18 protein-coding genes are annotated in these 18,182 nt (G+C 35.4%); 10 read left to right on the top strand and 8 right to left on the bottom strand.

The annotated features are described in order from the left end of the window. Positions 1-8: 8 nt before the first annotated feature. A complete protein-coding gene (locus F9279_RS05520; protein ID WP_152111789.1) occupies positions 9-1,202 on the bottom strand; it encodes an AGE family epimerase/isomerase in 1,194 nt (397 codons plus the stop codon). Continuing rightward, positions 1,199-2,575 carry an MATE family efflux transporter gene (locus F9279_RS05515; protein ID WP_152111788.1) on the bottom strand — a complete coding sequence of 459 codons (1,377 nt, stop codon included), beginning with the start codon at positions 2,573-2,575 and terminating at the stop codon, positions 1,199-1,201. Before F9279_RS05515 ends, F9279_RS05520 begins: the two co-directional genes overlap by 4 nt. A 167-nt stretch (positions 2,576-2,742) precedes the next feature. On the opposite strand from F9279_RS05515, the gene F9279_RS05510 reads away from it, so the two are divergent. From F9279_RS05510 to F9279_RS05495, 4 genes are all read left to right on the top strand, one after another. Beyond that, positions 2,743-3,678 carry a glycoside hydrolase family 113 gene (locus F9279_RS05510; protein ID WP_152111787.1) on the top strand — a complete coding sequence of 312 codons (936 nt, stop codon included), beginning with the start codon at positions 2,743-2,745 and terminating at the stop codon, positions 3,676-3,678. 165 nt (positions 3,679-3,843) lie between these two features. Then, positions 3,844-5,157, top strand: a complete 1,314-nt coding sequence (locus F9279_RS05505) for an ABC transporter substrate-binding protein (RefSeq protein ID WP_193224471.1) — start codon at positions 3,844-3,846, stop codon at positions 5,155-5,157. 215 nt (positions 5,158-5,372) lie between these two features. Beyond that, a complete protein-coding gene (locus tag F9279_RS05500; RefSeq protein ID WP_152111786.1) occupies positions 5,373-6,257 on the top strand; it encodes a carbohydrate ABC transporter permease in 885 nt (294 codons plus the stop codon). A gap of 1 nt (position 6,258) precedes the next feature. After that, positions 6,259-7,134: a carbohydrate ABC transporter permease gene (locus tag F9279_RS05495; protein WP_226793269.1), complete on the top strand. Its 876-nt coding sequence runs from the start codon at positions 6,259-6,261 to the stop codon at positions 7,132-7,134. Between the two features lie 39 nt (positions 7,135-7,173). Here F9279_RS05495 and F9279_RS05490 read toward each other — a convergent pair whose 3' ends face one another. The 3 genes from F9279_RS05490 to F9279_RS05485 all read right to left on the bottom strand — a co-directional run bounded on the left by F9279_RS05490 (position 7,174) and on the right by F9279_RS05485 (position 9,882). After that, the gene (locus F9279_RS05490) at positions 7,174-7,758 is read right to left on the bottom strand and encodes a hypothetical protein (protein ID WP_152111785.1); all 585 of its coding nucleotides are present in this window, start codon (positions 7,756-7,758) and stop codon (positions 7,174-7,176) included. 1,081 nt (positions 7,759-8,839) lie between these two features. Further along, positions 8,840-8,995: a hypothetical protein gene (locus F9279_RS25050; protein ID WP_193224470.1), complete on the bottom strand. Its 156-nt coding sequence runs from the start codon at positions 8,993-8,995 to the stop codon at positions 8,840-8,842. A gap of 53 nt (positions 8,996-9,048) precedes the next feature. After that, positions 9,049-9,882 carry an SDR family NAD(P)-dependent oxidoreductase gene (locus F9279_RS05485; RefSeq protein WP_152111784.1) on the bottom strand — a complete coding sequence of 278 codons (834 nt, stop codon included), beginning with the start codon at positions 9,880-9,882 and terminating at the stop codon, positions 9,049-9,051. 130 nt (positions 9,883-10,012) lie between these two features. Between F9279_RS05485 and F9279_RS05480 the strand changes: the two genes are divergently transcribed. Further along, entirely contained in the window at positions 10,013-10,378 is a 366-nt protein-coding gene (locus F9279_RS05480; RefSeq protein ID WP_152111783.1) for a MerR family transcriptional regulator, read from the top strand. Between the two features lie 54 nt (positions 10,379-10,432). Here the strand turns inward: F9279_RS05480 and F9279_RS05475 are convergent, their stop codons facing one another. Continuing rightward, on the bottom strand, positions 10,433-11,227 hold the full coding sequence (locus F9279_RS05475) for an STAS domain-containing protein (RefSeq protein WP_152111782.1): 795 nt from the start codon (positions 11,225-11,227) through the stop codon (positions 10,433-10,435). A 129-nt stretch (positions 11,228-11,356) separates the two neighbouring features. Here F9279_RS05475 and F9279_RS05470 point away from each other — a divergent pair, with 129 nt between their 5' ends. Both F9279_RS05470 and F9279_RS05465 read left to right on the top strand, forming a co-directional pair. After that, positions 11,357-12,274 carry a glycoside hydrolase domain-containing protein gene (locus tag F9279_RS05470; RefSeq protein WP_152111781.1) on the top strand — a complete coding sequence of 306 codons (918 nt, stop codon included), beginning with the start codon at positions 11,357-11,359 and terminating at the stop codon, positions 12,272-12,274. A 73-nt stretch (positions 12,275-12,347) separates the two neighbouring features. Further along, positions 12,348-13,343: a Gfo/Idh/MocA family protein gene (locus F9279_RS05465; RefSeq protein WP_152111780.1), complete on the top strand. Its 996-nt coding sequence runs from the start codon at positions 12,348-12,350 to the stop codon at positions 13,341-13,343. A gap of 237 nt (positions 13,344-13,580) precedes the next feature. On the opposite strand, the gene F9279_RS05460 is transcribed toward F9279_RS05465, so the two are convergent. Continuing rightward, complete coding sequence (locus F9279_RS05460) at positions 13,581-14,492, bottom strand: HD-GYP domain-containing protein (protein WP_152111779.1); 912 nt, start codon at positions 14,490-14,492, stop codon at positions 13,581-13,583. Between the two features lie 132 nt (positions 14,493-14,624). Here F9279_RS05460 and F9279_RS25045 point away from each other — a divergent pair, with 132 nt between their 5' ends. Both F9279_RS25045 and F9279_RS05455 read left to right on the top strand, forming a co-directional pair. After that, positions 14,625-14,867, top strand: coding sequence for a hypothetical protein (locus F9279_RS25045; protein WP_193224469.1), 243 nt, complete (start codon positions 14,625-14,627; stop codon positions 14,865-14,867). 17 nt (positions 14,868-14,884) lie between these two features. Beyond that, positions 14,885-15,748, top strand: a complete 864-nt coding sequence (locus tag F9279_RS05455; RefSeq protein ID WP_264298227.1) for a GGDEF domain-containing protein — start codon at positions 14,885-14,887, stop codon at positions 15,746-15,748. Between the two features lie 78 nt (positions 15,749-15,826). Here the strand turns inward: F9279_RS05455 and F9279_RS05450 are convergent, their stop codons facing one another. Continuing rightward, entirely contained in the window at positions 15,827-16,900 is a 1,074-nt protein-coding gene (locus tag F9279_RS05450; protein ID WP_152111777.1) for a hypothetical protein, read from the bottom strand. 164 nt (positions 16,901-17,064) lie between these two features. Here F9279_RS05450 and F9279_RS05445 point away from each other — a divergent pair, with 164 nt between their 5' ends. Next, the gene (locus F9279_RS05445) at positions 17,065-17,679 is read left to right on the top strand and encodes a PH domain-containing protein (protein ID WP_152111776.1); all 615 of its coding nucleotides are present in this window, start codon (positions 17,065-17,067) and stop codon (positions 17,677-17,679) included. The last annotated feature ends 503 nt before the right edge of the window (positions 17,680-18,182 follow it).

Raw genomic sequence — 18,182 nt, 5'->3', positions numbered from 1 at the left:
CAAATCAATCAATCTTCCAAACGTCTCATCATTTCCAAACACATTCTCGCATTATGATAAGGACATTTCCATGAATCTACAATATTTTCTGGTGTTTGGTACTTTTCATCTCGCAAGGAAGAGATTATTTGTCCTTCTGCATCTATTCGAGAGTACCACTCCCCGCCATCTCGAGTATCATGAAAATGATCCTTAATATACTTCCACACATTCTCACTATATGTTAAATAATTTGGTACTTTCGTTAATTCATAGGCATTGTGGAACCCGATAACCGCTTCTGCTTGGCCCCACCATACTCTATTTGAATGCACCAAACCATTTTCTTTGCAGTCCATAATAGAGCCATCTTCTGCAAGCCCATCTCTTGAGACTTGTAATGCCATTAACTCATTAATTTTCACAATATCTGGTCGATCTAGCTTTGTTACCTCTAATGCTTCTGTCAACAGCCAGCTTGTTTCAATATCATGACCATAGGAGAAGGTATCTTTGGTGTTGCTCCAGTTTTGATCAAAGGCAACGTAACAATATTGTCCCTCCATATTAAATATTTTGGTAGAGAAAATATCTAATAGATTATTAATTCGATCTAACAGAGATTCATCTGGCCAGATTTGATAAAGATTTGTATAAGCTTCTATTATATGTAGGTGGCTGTTTGTTGTAAAATAAGCATCAGCTCCTTCATTTAATAAGAAGTTTTCTTTCTTCGTCCAATCTGCATGGAATTCTTCTAGGTAACCGCCAAATTCAGGAGAATAGCATTTCTCTTCTATTAGAGAGAATACGTTTTTCGCTAATTCAAGTACAGTTTCATCTTGGGTAACCTTATAGTATTCACTCAAGCCATAAAGAGCAAAGCTTTGAGCATACACATGTTTAGAGGGAAGAACAGGTTCTCCTTTATAATCAACTAACCAATAAATCCCTCCATGTACATGGTCCCAGAGTTTATTTTTCAAAAAGTCAAAGGCAATATGTGCAGCTTCTAAGTAGGCTGGATTTTGTTTATATTGGTAGCTAGCTGAAAAGGTCCATAGATTTCTGGCTCCAAGTACCCCACCTTTATGTGCTTCTGGATGGAGTTTCAGGTTATAATCTACAACTCCATAAAAACCACCATTCTCTCTATCTATTAAGTTTAGCCAAAATGGCAATATTCGATTTTCTAATTCTTCCACAAACTCTATTCTTTTCATCCTAATTCCTCCTTTTTTTCTTCATACCCTTCTATTACATTTCGAATCCACTTCTTCGTATAGGTTCTACGAATTCCTAAGAAAGCGCGAACAAAATCATGTGAGTTTGCTAGAGCATAGACAGCGAACAGTGGTAGATGAAAGAAGACTCCTAATGCTGCTAGAGGAAGTCCAATGGCCCAAACTCCAATAGTATCTACCCACATCACATATTTCGTATCTCCACCTGCACGAAGGATGCCGACATTGTTGATATAGTTTAAATTTTTTGCAATAGAATATGGAACATATACATAAATAATGCCATATACTAGCTTCTCTACTTCTGGAGTGACATGATAGAGTGATAGAACAAAAGGCATTGCAATTAATAAGAGAACTCCTACAATAATGGATGTAATGGTAGTAAGTCGGATAAAGTTTCTAGCATATTGAAAAGCACCTTTTTTATCATTTGCTCCAAGTTGATTACCAATCATGACAGCAGATGCGTCACTAATACCAGTAAATACACAGGTGAAAATAAAGATAATTGGGTCGATCATAGAAATAGCAGCTGTTTGGCTAGTTCCCATCATGGCATACAACCAGAAGAAAATAGTATCTCCTATTGTCCATGTGCCATGGTTAATAATTGAAGGAAGGGTAATTTTAAAATAACTTCTGCTCAATGAACTGCGAAAAACATCAAGATTTTTTTTAATAATAGCGAAAGAAATAAATCCTGTTTTCACTAACAGCATAAATAGAAGAGCAGTCTGAATAATTCGTGCAATTAGAGTGGCAATAGCGGCTCCTTCTACTCCTAAAGCTGGTGCACCGAAATTTCCATAAATAAGAGCATAATTTAAAACAGTATTAATAAGAAGAGCAATTACACTGTAATAAGTAGGTCTACGTACTTCTCCAGTTGTTTTTAACGCAATAACAAAAATCATGGAAAGAGCAGTAAATACATAGGAGTAACCAAGTATTTGTAAGAAACCACTTCCTAAATCTCTTACGGAACTATCTCCAGAAAACCAACCTAGTATGGAATAGGAGAAAAATTGAGTCAGAAAAGTAAAGAAAAGAGAAAAAACAAACGTGATTACGCTTACAAAAATAACAGAACGGCTAACTCCCTCCTTATTCCTGGCTCCCCAATATTGAGCACAAAAGATGGTTGCTCCACTAGCAAAGCCTTGTAGAAGGACAGTTGGTATTTGTGTGAATTTATTAGCAATCCCTACGGCTGCAATGCTGTTCACCCCAAGTCTTCCCACCATGATCGAATCTACAATATTCAAACTCGAGGTAATGAGAAGCTGGATAGTTATAGGAACTGTGAAATACAGCATCTTCCTATAATATTCTTTTTTACTATCTTCCATCCGGTCACATACTTTCTTATAAATTGTTCTCCATTTCTATAAAAAATCATCTTTACATATAGATAATGGAAATATATAATTAATTTACAACAAAAGTATAGACAATTCAATCTAAAACTTTATATTTATATACTTTTGTCCCAAGAGGGGAAAAAGGGGGGAACCGCTTGGAGTTCATTAAAGGCTTTAGTTTTGGTTTTATGAACAAAAGAGGCGAATGGCAAGATGTGAGAAGCAAAGAATCCTTGCAGCTACTGAAAGAAAGATGCTCTATAGATCATGTTATTTTAACAGTAGTTGCAGAACAAGATACTGCTCAATCTATTACAATCAACTGGAAGAATCACCCGAACGTCGTAAGTGATGAAGAAACAATAGAATTAATTGAATACGCTAACAAAATTGGCTTGAAAGTGATTTTAAAACCAATGGTCAATGTTTCAGATGGAACGTGGCGTGCACATATTAACTTCTTTGATACCGATGTACCATGTGAACCGAAATGGTCAGAATGGTTTGCTTCTTATAATGAATACATTCTTCATTTTGCAAAAATAGCAGAACAAATGGAATGTCCAATGTTTGTAATAGGTTGTGAGTTGGTGAATGCTGATCGACGGGAAGCAGAATGGCGTTACCTCATTCATGAGGTGCGTAAAGTTTACAGCGGATTAATCACTTATAATTGTGATAAGTATCAGGAAGATGTACTGAAATGGTGGGATGCTGTTGATGTTATTTCTTCAAGTGGATATTATCCTCTCGATGCTTGGGAAGAGCAATTAGACAGAATTGAAAAGGTAGTGGAGAAATACAATAAACCTTTCTTTTTCTGTGAAGCAGGTTGTCCAAGCTGGGTAGGAGGAGACATACTCCCTAATGATTGGACAAAGAGAGGAGAATTTAGCGAGGAAGCGCAGAGAAACTGGTATGAAGCGATGTTCCATGCAACAAGCAAACGCTCATGGGTACAAGGATTTGCTCTATGGGACTGGAAAGCACATCTTTATCCAATAGAGGATGCATTTCAAAATCAAGATTATGCAGTTTACGGCAAAGCGGCAGAAAAGGTAATTAAGAAATTCTATCAAACTATTAACTGAAATGTAAACGTAATCAACAATAATTAAAAATGTACTTACTTTTATCATAAAAGACTATACAAATAAAAACTAACGTGATAGAATGTTGTTGTAAGCGCTTGCTGATAGTGTTTTCATAAACTATCAGAGAAATAGATATGACCTATATAAAGTGGAGGGAATAAAATGGGGATCAAAAAAGGTAGTAAGTTATTTCGCTTCGGTCTAGTGGCTAGTGCATGTGCTTTAATGTTAAGTGCTTGTAGCGGCGGAGATTCAGAATCAGGTAGTAATGCAGACGGAAAAGAAACAATCACTTTCATTAACCACAAAACAGACTGGACAGGGAATGGCAAGTGGGATGAATATATTGCAGAATTTAATAAAGAACATCCAGATATTGAAGTAAAAGTAGAAACGATTACAGACTATGCTGGACAAATGCAAATTCGTATGAACTCTAAGGATTACGGCGATGTATTAATGGTTCCAACAACTATTAAACCAGCAGATAATGCTAACTTCTTTGAACCACTTGGAGATCAAAAAGAATTAGAAGAAAAATACTTATTATTATCAGACCGTGCTTATGACGGTGTGTCATACGGTATTCCAATTGCAGTAAATACTACAGGTGTATTAATAAATATGAAAGTATTTAATGATGCAGGAGTAACAGAATTCCCTAAAACACCAGAAGATTTTGTAGCTGCATTAGGAAAAATTAAAGAATCTAATTCAGATATTACACCATTATATACAAACTATGCATCAAACTGGGCAATGTCTAACTGGGATTATGTACGTGAAGCAGCAGCTGGAGATCCAAACTTCACGAATGAGTTAACAGCTGATAAAACACCATTTGATTCTGGCAAGCCAATGAACACCATTTACAAAACCCTATTCGATAGCGTAAAAGAAGGCTATACAGAAGCTGATCCATCTACAACGGATTGGGAGCAATCTAAACAAGATCTTGCAGATGGAAAAATTGCAGCAATGGTATTAGGTAGCTGGGCAATTGAACAAGTACAAGCATTAGCTGAAAATCCAGAAGACATTCAATTTGCAGCATTCCCAACAAGTGTTGATGGAAAACAATACACTACTATTGGTGGAGATTATAACATTGGAATTAATGTAAACAGTAAGCATAAAGAAGCTGCTCGTACGTTCTTAGATTGGTTCTTAGAGGAATCAAACTATGCAGCAGATACAGGTGGAATTTCTCCTAAAGTTGGAGCTCCATTACCTGCAGCTCTAGGCTCAATGGAAACTGCTGGGGTAGAATTCTTCCAAGCAACTCCTGCGCCTGAAGGAAAAGAATCTTTATTTGCTGATATTAACAATGCTTCTGAAATTGGTTTAGGCACAACAGATGCTATCAAACAAAGAATTGTAGATGCAGCAAAAGGTAATACAGATGAGTCTTTCGAAGATATTATGAAAGAGCTTAACACAAAATGGGGCAATGCAATTGAAGAAATTGGAAAGTAAACCAGCTTAGTCACTAATGAATACGGTTACCTAGAAGAGCAAAGGCTTTTAGGTAACCTTCCTTATTTCCTAACAGGTCTGTTTTCTAAGCAAGGAGTGAAGACAACAAACTCTGTAAGAATGTCAAAAATATGATTTCATACTTTACACCGACGCCAATAACATCTGTCGAAGATGAGCAAGGCGTTAGTGAATGAATAAGAGGTGTAAGCAAGATGAATAAACTTAAACTAGGTTACAACGGACAAAGAAGATTAATCATTGTTCTTTTCTCCGCATTGCCATTATTTTTGCTACTGCTATTTTCCTACTATCCCTTATTTCGCATGGTACAATACAGCTTCACAAATTGGAATGGTATCAGTCCAACTAGTGAGAATGTAGGCTTTGAAAACTATATTAAAATCTTTACTACACCAGAATATTTCTCTGTATTTAAAGTAAGTTTATTCTACTTTGTTGCTACATTTGTGCAATTAGGAATAGCTCTATACTTTGCCACTGTATTAACATTCAAGGTGAAATTTGCGAATTTTTGGAAAGGAATTCTTTTCTTCCCTTACTTATTAAATGGAGTAGCAATTGGTTTCATTTTCTTATATTTCTACAAAGGTGGAGGTACTTTAGATACAGTACTGACCTTTTTAGGACTAGAAGACCAAATTCGCTTATGGCTTGGTGATAGATCCATTAATAATATATCAATGGCCTTCACATCTGTTTGGCGCTATATGGGATTCAACTTTATCATTTTCCTTGGTGCTATTCAGTCTATTGATTCGGAAATCTACGAAGCAGCAGAAATTGATGGAGCAAATCGCTGGCAGCAGTTCCGTTATATCATTATGCCAAGTATTAAACAAATTATTTTCTTAAATATTATTCTAGGTATTAGTGGTTCACTGAGCGTATTCGATATTCCTTATATTATGACAGGTGGATCTAATGGTACGAAGACATTCGTCATTCAAACAATTGACACTGCCTTTAAGTTTAGTAAAGTCGGATTAGCTTCTGCAATGGCGTTAGTATTGTTGATTATAGTGATTATAGTCACGCTACTTCAGCAGTTCCTAACTAGAGAGAAAGGAGCAAAGTAACATGAAATTAGAACCAACAGTAGAGAAAAAAACAACAGGTGTCACAAATACCATGATGATTAAAAGAGTTTTAGGCTTTTTTATAAAATATGGAAGCTTACTTCTAGGAACTGCCGTTGCCTTAGTGCCTGTATTGGTTGTTGTTATTGGCTCCTTCAAAACAAAGCAGGAGTTTCTAACAACAGGAGTTCTGACTTTACCAAAGAATTTTACTTTTGATAATTATATTACTGCCTTTGTAGACGGACAGATGCTAACAGGATTTAAGAATACCTTGCTCATCTTTATCGCATCGATTATTGGGAAGCTTCTTTTAGGAACCATGATGGCATATGTTCTCGACCGTTTTGATTTTAAAATGAAAAAAGTAATTCTCGGTCTATTCCTTTTAGCTACATTAATCCCAGGTATTACTACACAGGTTGCTACTTTCCAAATTATCAATGGAATGGGCCTATTTAATACCATTTGGTCTGTTATTGTTCTGAATCTAGGAACAGACGTAATTGCTGTATATATATTCTTGCAATACTTGAAGAATATCCCTGTTTCTCTAGATGAAGCAGCTATCTTAGAGGGAGCATCTTACTTTACCATCTATCGTAAGATCATTCTTCCATTATTAAAAGCACCGATGATTACAATCCTAATCATCAGTGGAGTTGGGATTTACAATGATTTCTATAGCCCGTTTCTTTACATGCCATCACCAGACCTAAAGGTAATCTCTACCGCACTCTTTGCCTTTAAAGGTCCATATGGTACAGATTGGCCAGTTATTCTAGCAGGTGTTATGATTGTTATCTTGCCAATTCTAATCGTGTTCTTAACATTACAAAAACATATTTATAATGGAGTTTCTGGTTCCGTTAAATAAAAAATAAAGGGTTTGTCTCATTTAATAGAGACAAACCCTTTATTTTATACTATCTGGAATATAGACAATATACTTTGTTAGAAAAATAGTTAATGGTGGAGCAAAGAAGATAAATACTAATAAATTTATTTGTATAAAAAAACTGATGGCAATCAAGGTAATTAGGATGATCAAGCTATTAATAAATTTTCGTATACAAGTATCAAAAGCAACGGCATACAACCATTTCTTTTCTTTTGTACTGTTTGCTAGAAAGTAAATACAGTAGACATAGAATATCCAAGCAAAAAAGGTAAAGATGATAAGTGGAAATTGAAGAAATCCTAAAACAGGACTTTCTGTCACTAAAGAAAAGTAGGTAGATACTATGCTTAAGCCAGTCAGGAAAAAAATAATAAAAGATAGCAATTTATGATTCTTATTTTTTTGATAGGCTTCTTCAAAGGCATACTTCATATTATGCTCTACATCATTATGAATATCATCAATACTACAAATAAGTCCAACACCCGCAGGAACTAATCCATATAGAAGTCCTCCGCGAAAAAGATACATCCAAAAATAAAAGCCTGCTGTTGTATATTGAGCAACTCTGTTCACTAAAAGTATAATCTTATTGTTCAAATTGTTCACCCTTTTAAAATGTATACTTTAGTTATACATGTAAACGGAAACATAAGCAATAGGGAAAGTTTTTGTTTCTTGGTTTGGATGGGTGAAAAGTGCCATTTATACTCGAAGTGCAGGTTCTCAACAAAATTAGGTGAGTGCGCAATAAAAGTGCGATTTCCGCAACAAAACAGGGGTTGCGCGCAAGAAAGGGTCTGGCCATCGCAAGGAGAATGGATCCTATGGAAAAAGGAAAGTGCAAAAAAATTAGGGCCTTCCGCAAATAAAAAGGGAGGAATAGCAAATAAAAACTAGTGTATCGCAAATAAATGGAGTCGAATGGCAAGTAAAATAGGTTTTATTGCAAATAAAGTGAATAACCAGAGGCGCTTTATACTCGGATGCAGGTACGCAACAAAATTAGTACTGAGCGCAACAAAATTAGGTAAGTGCGCAACAAAAATACGATTTCCGCAACAAAACATGGGCTGAACGCAACATAGGGTCTAGCAACCGCAACAAAAAAGAGAGTGGATCCTATGAAAAAAAAGAAAGTACAAATAAAATAGAGCCATCTGCAAATAAAAGGGACGGAATAACAAAAAAGGTTAGTGTACCACAAATAAATAGAGTCGAATGGCAAGTAAAATAGGTCTTATTGCAAATAAAGTGAATAACAAGAGCCAACTTTATACTCGAAATGTAGGTTCGCAACAAAATCAGTACTGAACGCAACAAAATTAGGTAAGTGCGCAACAAAAATACGATTACCGCAACAAAACATGGGTTGAACGCAACAAAGGGTCTGGCCTCCGCAACAAAAAGGAGAATGAATCCTATGGAAAAAGGAAATAGCAAATAAAATAGGGCCATCCGCAAATAAAAAAGGAGGAATAGCAAATAAAAACTCGTGTACCGCAAATAAAAGGAATCCAATGGCAAATAAACTAGGTTCTATCGCAAATAAAGTGAATAACAAGAGCCAACTTTATACTCGAAATGTAGGTTTCACAACCAAATTAGTACTTAACGCAATAAAAAGTCGGCCATCCGCAACAAAAACGGTATAGAAATAATTCTGCGTCCATCCTCCCAATCACTTATTCTTTAATCGATGAACAATATATTCTCCATGCAAAAAGAGGCTAAGAAAAAAGATAGGAAATGCCGTCCAAACAAGCTTGCGATGCCAGTTGAGATTACGTTGAAGCAAAAGTGCAGAAAATAGGTTGGTTAATAAAAATTGACTCATAGAAAGTCCCCCCTTTTTTATTAGTTTGATAAAGAAGGGGGACAAATATTCCATTATTTCTTTAAATATTCATTTGTATAGATATTCTTCAAGGCATGTAAGATTTCTTTGGATAAAGTAGTGAATTTTAACGGAGTAACTTTATTTTTTACAAGATAAGCTCCAGAAAAAGCATCATTGTCACCAACAGCACCTTCATAGAGAAGACTAGCTCCTTTGCTTGGATGAGAGAAAAAGCTTTTCATCATCAGTTGAACAATAAAAGGGAGGCCGCCTTCCGTTCCTTTTCTTAATGTGTTATTACTACCAGGATCTACGCTGAGGATGGTAATGTCTTCTTTTTTTAGTTCTGCTGCTGCTTCTCTAGACCATAAAGATACTGCTAATTTACTATTTGCATATGGTCCAACAAGCTTTTTAAAGGAACTAGGATTCTCTAACTCCTGGTAAGAAAGCTTCTTAGTGAATTTAAAAGCATTGGAGCTGGTGTTAACAACTTTTCCAATGGTGCCCTTTTTTAATAAATCTCGCATTTCCATTGTAATAATATAAGGAACCACTGTTTGAATTTCAAAATGTAATTCTCTTGATTGCTTCGAGTAATAGAGACGATCAAAGCTACCACCTGCATTGTTAAATAGTACATCAATTTTTGACTCTTGCGCCTTAATCTCATTTAGTACTCTCTTTAAGTCTTGAAAATCAGCTAAATCTGCTGCTCGATAAATTCTTATTTTTTTGGCTAGTATCAAATCCTGTATCTGTTTTTCCTCTTCTGAAAAATTAGATCGGATTACAGCGATAATTTCCCAATTCTCTCTTATTAATTTTTTGGTTAATTCTAACCCAATTCCCTTACTTGCACCTGTTATCATAGCTACTTTCATATTATAATCCTCCTTTGTTATGAAAGAAGTATAAACTTTAGAGTTGACTCTAAAGCAAGAGGCTAGCACAATAAAAGATAAATAATATTTTGCAGAACGAAAACAGCCCCAAGAAAAGAGGAATTGTCAAATGACTTATACCATTAAAGAACTTTCAACCATGGTAGACTTGTCAGCTTATACCATACGCTACTATGAAAAAATTGGCTTACTTCCAAAAGCAGAACGAAATGAAAGTAGATATCGAATTTATACAGTTAAAGATGTGGAGAGATTAAGACTTATTAGCTGTTTAAAGAAAACGGGGATGTCACTAGATGAAATAAAGCCATACTTAGATCTTGACATAGATGGAGATATTTCAGATTATCCAGAGTTAATAGAAAAGGCAATAAACCATAAAGAAAAGGTAATAAAGCAAATAGAAGATTTACAACAAGTGGTTTACTTTATTGAACAGAAATTAGAGGAGAAAACCTTTCATCGCAGAGCTTAGACATAGTAATAAAACAGGTGTCTCCATAGAATGGGAGACACCTTATGTACATCATTATACTTTATCTAAAGAGATAGCTTCCATTGCTTTTCTACAGGTTTGAAAAGTTTTGATGGAGAATTTTCTACCATGTGTATATTGAATAGTATCTTGAGCCATTTGAATTTGAATACCACTTATTAGTAATTCAACTCCCATTAATGCTAAGATATCATAAATCATCGTAAGTCCCTGATGAACGACTTCATCATATTTTAACAAACCCTGTAAATCTATAATAAAATATTCTTCTCTTGTTCTGGAAACATAGGCTGCAATTTCGGTAACTAAGTGATGAAAACGTTCTTCTTCCAAATTACCAATTAGGGGCAGAACAGAAGCATTTTCTTGTACAGAAATGATAGGGGTTGATAAAACATTTATTTCATTGACATATTGTTTAATCAGTTCTTCATTATTCTTTTGTTCAGTAATATCCTTTTGAATGCCGACAAAGAATAATTTTTTTTCTTCCCCGATATATATAGGATAAAGGGCAAGTTCATTCCAAAACATTTCACCGTTTTTTCGAAAATTCTTTAAGGTAACAATGACAGACTCTCTATTAGCAATAGCCATTCTTAAAACATCAAGATCAGGCTGTTTGGTATCTTCCATTTGTAGAAAGCGGCAATTCTTCCCTAATATATCCACAGCTTCATAGAGGGTTAACTCCTCAAATCCCTTATTAACATAAATGATAGGATTATCTTCTATACTGGGGTCTGTGATAACAATGCCAGCACCAACACGGTCAATTGCTTCTTTTATAAAGTTATCTCGGAATATTTGTGAGTAATCATAATGCAATCCTAAGGTCCCCCTCTCTTCTAACAAGTATAACAGTTTAAGAAAGTACTTACATCTATTTGTATGTATAAATAGAATTGCCTTTTCTCTCGCTTTTTTTCTATATAGTAGGTAAAGGAGGGATTAACTATGACAAAAGGATTTGATTGTGCCACCAAATTGACACTTACTAGTGCAAGTAATTTGAAAAAAGAAGGATTTGAGTATGCAGCAAGATATCTAGGGAATAGCTGGAAAACCTTTGATCAACAAGAGGCAGGATATATTAGAGATGCAGGAATAAAACTCATCAGTATTTTTCAAAAAAGCGCGAACCATGCTTCCTATTTTTCTGAGGAGCAAGGAAGAAGAGATGGATTAGAAGCATTCAACTATGCAAAATCTGTTGGACAGCCAGCTGGAACTGCTATTTATTTTGCAGTAGACTTTGATGTAAGTGATTCTCAAATTCCTATAATTCAAGCATATCTTAGAGGTGTCAAAGAAACATTGCAGTTGTATAAAATAGGTATTTATGGCTCTTATCGGGTAATCAATGCCATGAAGGACCAAGTAGATTATTACTGGCAAACCTATGCATGGTCAAGGGGGGAGAGAGCGTCCTTTATTCATATGCATCAATACGAAAATAATGTAACAGTTGCTGGCGTAAATATTGATCGAAATGAAATTTTTAAAGAGCCTGGACATTGGACTGCAGAGAATAAACCTAATGAAGTCCCTGCTAGTTATTATGTTAATGCTGATACAGGAGCATATGTTACAGCGATGGATGCGAAAAGTGCTACTAATTGCAAAGGAACGGTTAAGGCGGGAGAGTACTTTGTCTTTAACACCTCACAAGGGATGTTGAATGTAACAAAACAGCAAGGAGTACCTGGTTCCTGGATTAACCCAACGCCTACAACTATCCATATAGTGCAATCTGGTGATAATCTAACGAAAATTGCTAAGAAATATCATACAACCATTTCACACATACAAGCAAAGAATCCAGATATAAAGAATATTAACCTCATCTATCCTGGGCAAAAAATAGAAATTTAGATTTCATTTTCATCATTTGAAAATGAAAGGAATTTACAGGATACAAAGCGAATGTGTAAGCGAGGTGAAAGAAATGAAAACACAGTTAAAAGAAGTACGTTGGGGAATCATTGGTTGTGGAGATGTAACAGAAGTCAAAAGCGGTCCTGGCTTTCAACTTGCTGAAAACTCTAAGTTAGTGGCAGTAATGCGTCGAAATGGAGAACTAGCAAAGGATTATGCAGAGCGCCATGGTGTACCAAATTGGTATGACCAAGCAGAAAGCTTAATAAATGATCCAGAGGTGGATGCTATTTATGTAGCAACGCCTCCAGCGTTTCATAAAGAATATGCCATACTAGCAGCTAAAGCAGGAAAGCCAGTTTATGTAGAAAAACCAATGGCAAGAAATTATGAAGAATGCCTAGAGATGATAGAAGCTTGCAAAGAAGCAGATGTTCCATTATTTGTCGCATACTACCGCCGCGCTCTACCACGCTTTTTGAAAATAAAAGAAATAGTAGAAAGCGGCGTACTTGGAGATATCCGATTTGTACGATCTATACAATATCAGCCAGCTGTTGAAGGTACGGGGAAGGATGAGCCATGGCGCATTCAACCTGAACTAGCAGGTGGAGGTTTATTTCTAGATTTAGCGAGCCATACATTAGATATACTAGACTTTCTACTTGGACCGATTAAAGAGGTAAGTGGCTTTGCTTCCAATCAAAATGGTAGCTACCAAGCAGAAGACATTGTAACAGGCAGTTATCTATTTGAATCAGGTGTACATGGAACAGGAACATGGTGTTTCGCTGCTCACGATTATATCGATGAAAACGAAATAGTCGGTAGCAAAGGAAAAATAACCTTCTCTACATTCGGAAACAGCCCAATTGCTGTAACGACAAAAGAAGGAACAGAAGAATTTGTCATCGAAAACCCACGCCATATCCAACAACATTTCATCCAAACAATGGTGAATGAATTAACTGGTGGAGAAAAAAGTTCTAGCACAGGAATAACAGGCGCAAGAACAAATTGGGTAATGGATCAAATGATTAAAGGATATTATAAAAAATCCAAATAACCTTTGGATTTATGGAAAGGAGCCTCTTTTATAAGTGGGGCTTCTTTTTTTGCGTGGTAGAGAGGGGGAAGATGGAGGAAATGAAAGCCTGAAATTGGGTGAATGGAAGAAAAAAGGTCATTCATGCAAGGAATGAAAGCCCGATTAGGAAGAAAAGAAGAAAAAAGGTTGTTCATTCAAGAAATGAAAGCCCGATTAGGAAGAAAGGAAGAAAAAAGGTCGTTCATCCACATAAGCTCACACCCCTCTCTCCGCTCCTCCCTCATCAAACAATGCCAAAAAATGATCCGCAATCACAGGATCGAATTGTTTTCCTTTATTTCGTTCTATTTCTGCTAGTATTTCACTCAACTCAATTGCATCTCGATATACACGTTTGGAGGACATGGCATCAAAGGTATCAGCTACTGCAATGATTCTTGCAACTAAGGGAATCTCTTCTCCTTTTAATCCTTTTGGATATCCTAATCCATCGTATCTTTCATGATGATAAAGAACAATGTCTAAAATTCCTGAACTTTCATATTGTTTCACATGTTTAATCATTTCGTACCCAATAAAGGGGTGACTTTTAATCAATTCATATTCATCTTCTTCTAGTCTTCCTGGTTTAGAAAGTATGTGTTCAGGAATACCGATTTTTCCTATGTCATGAAGTAAACCGCCTATATGAATTACTTTACATAAATAGGGAGGTAATTTCATTCTCTCCGCAATATCAACAGCGTATTTTGCCACATTCTCAGAGTGATGTAAGGTAAAGGTGTCTCTGGTATCTAGTGCATTGGAAAGAGCTTTCGTTAATTCCACATTTTCCTCTGTTACTTTCTGTACATTTAACATTAATCCCACAGACATAAAGGTGATGAGTAAATAGGTAAGTAAATAGGTGAAAAAGGTAGCAGCACTTGCAGCAGATTCTGGAATAAGAAAGTATCGGCAAACTACTATAGCGAGCGTAAGCATAAAGATAAACCATTTAGGGCTGTTATAATAACCAATTCCTAAGAATATAGCACAAAATATATATAGAATATAAAAATTTGTTTGGTTTCTTAGAATAATGGAGTTTAAACAGATGCTCACAAATAGCAAAAGAAAGAACATAAAACGACTATATTTAGGGTGACTCAGAAATTTATTAATCATAGAAGTGCCTCCCGCCTACAAATCAAAGTAAAGAATCTATATAGAGGTTGCCCCAAATGCAATAGAATCATGAGTAGAACTCAAAACTTAGTGGATGCTGTAGTAAGTGGGAAATAACTGGGGATGCTATAAATGTTTCGTAAATCTATTGTCATAATAAAGGTGAGTACAATGAAATCAATGATCATGGCTTTTTTGGATAATATGACACTTATTATTACCTTTATGTATGGGACACTAAAGTTAAAAGAGAAGCTCGTATCACGAAATCGTTTAAAGGAAATTGACTCTTACTTATGGGGAATTCCAGTATTTTCTGGTCTATTAAGTGTTCTAGTGATGCAGAGCCTTTGTTTTATGGAGGGACACGATTAGATTTACGGGGAGCACCAGTGTTTTATATATCTTATTTACTTGGTTGGAAATATGGGTTCTTATCAACTATTATACCTACAGCATTTCGGATTTATCTTGGTGGAGAACATGTAGTAATAGGCGTCATGCAATCTATTTTGCTTCCTTTTGCAGTAGGATCTTTTTTTCATCATAAAAAAGCATTTAAGCCTCCTTTTACGATTGCGAATATGAGGCATATGTTAAGTGTTTTTTTATGCTATCAATTGTTGAGAATTCTAATCATTATCTGTATGGATTCTGTAGATTTGCATCCTGTATTTTGGAGAGGGATGTTTGAGACAATTGCGGTGATAACCATTTTTTTAATGTGGAATGATGTTAGTAGGAATTTACTTTTACGTAAAGAGCTCGAATATAATTCTAGACATGATAGTATGACCAACTTATATAATATCCGTTATTTTCGGACTAATGTAGAAGGAATAAGAAGAGATAATATTCCTTATGTCATTGCTATGTTTGATGTAGATGATTTCAAAAAATATAATGATACGCATGGTCATCCCGCGGGAGATTCAGTTTTAAGAACAATTGGTCATTTATTACGTGAAAATATGCGCAGAGAAGATATTTTTGCTCGATATGGTGGAGAAGAGTTTATTATTTGTTTTTCTAATATAAGGGATATGGAAATAGCGGTAAACGTGGCAGAACGTTTTCGGAGGAAGGTAGAAGACCATCCATTTATGGGGGAAGAAACACAGCCGAAAGGACAGTTAACCATATCGATAGGAGTGAGTAATTTATCTGATGGAAAAACCTTAGACGTTATGATTGGTGAAGCCGATCAAATGCTATATAAGGCAAAGAATTTAGGAAGGAATAGGACGATGTGGTGATGTGAAAGCGAGCACTGAATTAGTTCCCTTTTTTCAGTTAGCTCGCTAAATCACAGGATGGGATTTGCTTAAATAAATTTATGCACTTTTAGATGCTTGTGATAGGATATAATCAATTAATTTCCTCTCTAATTCTGCGTCTGCTTTATTCGGATTTATTTTCTCCAATTGTAATCCCTCATCACAAAGATTTTTTGCTTTCACTAAATCATTATTTACATACCATTCATAAGCAGCAAGAATCCGTTTATTGCTCATTTGTTTTATTGTTAGGTATTTTTTTAACTTTTTATCTTCATATATGCTTATAGCTTCTTCTTTATCTATCTCTAATAGTAATAAAAGAAATAATCGTTCTTTTGCAATCTCTAATTTATATAAAGGAATCAGCTGATCTTTTTTCTTCCATAAAGAGTCTATAATATGTTTACTTTCTACGAAATCAAAGCGATCCATGGCTCTGACTAGTTGCATACAAATAATCCACACGGAAAAATAGTCGGTACGGTTATCCTCAGGAGGTAGTTCAAATAATTCCTCTGGAAGATCACGGTAGGAAACGCCTTTCGTTGTTTCAGCATTCACATAAAACTGAGTATAAAGTTGCTTTTGTTTATTTTCGTTATTCCAAGCCATTTTTAAAGACATACCATCATTAAAGCCATATGGAATGAGGTTAGTCAAACCAACCATGATTCCTAATAGTACAAAAATTAATGCTATTAAGGGGAATTCTCCAGATGCTAAGAAAAAGAGTGCAAGCAGCAGACTCGAGAGAAAATTCATAATCACTCCACCTAGTAAATACAACTTAAAAGGGTAATTTCCTTTTACATATGGAGGGGGTGACATTAAACATTGCCCTAGTGTTCCAGGTACATAAAGCTTTTTGTAGCGTAGACCATTTTCGGTTACAACCCACATATGAGAGAATATTCGAAAAGATACAAGGGAGTATCCTGTTATTTTTCCAAAAAGTAAATGGCCAGCTTCATGTATGATGATGTGAATGATATAAAACCCTATTAAACAAATGAACGCCAAAATTAGGCTATATGTATTCCATTCTCTAGTAACCCCAACCAGTGCTATTGCTGCTCCAAAAACCATTCCTACAAGCATCATAATAATTGTCGGCAAAATTTTCTTCATAAAATCTCCTGTCTATTCATTCTTATCTACAATTATATTCCATATATATGGTAAAGTCCCTGTTAAATCGATCGAAAAAGGAAGAATTTCCTATGGAATTTTACACTTCTTTCCCATAAATACATGTAAAATAGGAAGGGACTAACAAAGAGGAGGATATTTCTATGTTTAAAAAGTTTGCGTCAGATGCATTAGGATTAAGCGATGTTGGTAGTGTTATAAAGCCAGTTGATTATGATAAGGTGGATGCAGATGATTATATTCTGCATGAAGATAATGAGAAGATTTTCTTCCTAATTAAATCTAAATCAGATGAATATTGCTTTACGAATAGAGCATTTATCCATTTAGACGGAACAAGTGCTATCAGCAAAAAAAGAACATTAAAACGTTATAACTATAAAGACTATGCGATTTCCAATGTTTTCTTAGAAACAGCTGGTACCATTGACCTCGATGTGGAAATTAAGTTCCAGTTAGGAGCAAATACGTTTAGCATTGATGTACATAAAAAACATATCGAAGAACTAAAAGATTTATACAAAGCACTTATTCGTATTAGTGAAATTGTCAACGAGAATGAAATTTCTATGCAGTTTGCAAAAGAAAGCTTACAGTTAACAGCAACAACATTAAACAGATCCTCTATTTCTGAAGGGGACATCACAGATCATTTCAAGCATATCAATGAACAGACTTTTAACTGGCTCATGAACAGCAGAAAGAAATATGCAGTAAAAGACTTTGGGTTTGTGTTTGAGAAGTATATTAATAATTGAGGATTTTGGTTATTGGTTAGGTGAAGGAACTACTGTGGTTGTAAGAAGTGTTAAAAGAACCACAAGAGGTAGAAAAAGCAGGGAAAGTGGTTGTAAGAAGTGTTATAAGAACCACGAGAGGTAGAAAAAGCAGGGAAAGTGGTTGTAAGAAGTGTTCTAAGAACCATGAGAGGTAGAAACAGCAGGGAAAGTGGTTGTAAGAAGTGTTCTAAGAACCATGAGAGGTAGAAACAGCAGGGAAAGTGGTTGTAAGAAGTGCTATAAGAACCACGAGAGGTAGAAACAGCAGGGAAAGTGGTTGTAAGAAGTGTTATAAGAACCACGAGAGGTAGAAACAGCAGGGAAAGTGGTTGTAAGAAGTGTTATAAGAACCACGAGAGGTAGAAAAAACAGGGGAAGTGGTTCCAAGGAGTATTCTAAGAACCATGAGAGGTAGAAAAAGCCGGAAGAGTGGTTGCAAGAAGTGTTCTATGAACTACGAAAATAGAAAAAGCCGGAAAAGT

The sequence above is a fragment of the Bacillus sp. B1-b2 genome, from assembly GCF_009183415.1.
Classification (GTDB): Bacteria; Bacillota; Bacilli; order Bacillales; family Cytobacillaceae; genus Niallia.
This window is presented reverse-complemented; position numbering and strand designations above follow the sequence as displayed.

Coding starts and splice junctions, on each gene's coding strand:
- F9279_RS05520 (WP_152111789.1), bottom strand. CDS start 1,202: ATGAAAAGAATAGAGTTTGTGGAAGAATTAGAAAATCGAATATTGCCA.
- F9279_RS05515 (WP_152111788.1), bottom strand. CDS start 2,575: ATGGAAGATAGTAAAAAAGAATATTATAGGAAGATGCTGTATTTCACA.
- F9279_RS05505 (WP_193224471.1), top strand. CDS start 3,844: ATGGGGATCAAAAAAGGTAGTAAGTTATTTCGCTTCGGTCTAGTGGCT.
- F9279_RS05500 (WP_152111786.1), top strand. CDS start 5,373: ATGAATAAACTTAAACTAGGTTACAACGGACAAAGAAGATTAATCATT.
- F9279_RS05495 (WP_226793269.1), top strand. CDS start 6,259: ATGAAATTAGAACCAACAGTAGAGAAAAAAACAACAGGTGTCACAAAT.
- F9279_RS25050 (WP_193224470.1), bottom strand. CDS start 8,995: ATGAGTCAATTTTTATTAACCAACCTATTTTCTGCACTTTTGCTTCAA.
- F9279_RS05485 (WP_152111784.1), bottom strand. CDS start 9,882: ATGAAAGTAGCTATGATAACAGGTGCAAGTAAGGGAATTGGGTTAGAA.
- F9279_RS05480 (WP_152111783.1), top strand. CDS start 10,013: ATGACTTATACCATTAAAGAACTTTCAACCATGGTAGACTTGTCAGCT.
- F9279_RS05470 (WP_152111781.1), top strand. CDS start 11,357: ATGACAAAAGGATTTGATTGTGCCACCAAATTGACACTTACTAGTGCA.
- F9279_RS05465 (WP_152111780.1), top strand. CDS start 12,348: ATGAAAACACAGTTAAAAGAAGTACGTTGGGGAATCATTGGTTGTGGA.
- F9279_RS05460 (WP_152111779.1), bottom strand. CDS start 14,492: ATGATTAATAAATTTCTGAGTCACCCTAAATATAGTCGTTTTATGTTC.
- F9279_RS25045 (WP_193224469.1), top strand. CDS start 14,625: ATGTTTCGTAAATCTATTGTCATAATAAAGGTGAGTACAATGAAATCA.
- F9279_RS05450 (WP_152111777.1), bottom strand. CDS start 16,900: ATGAAGAAAATTTTGCCGACAATTATTATGATGCTTGTAGGAATGGTT.
- F9279_RS05445 (WP_152111776.1), top strand. CDS start 17,065: ATGTTTAAAAAGTTTGCGTCAGATGCATTAGGATTAAGCGATGTTGGT.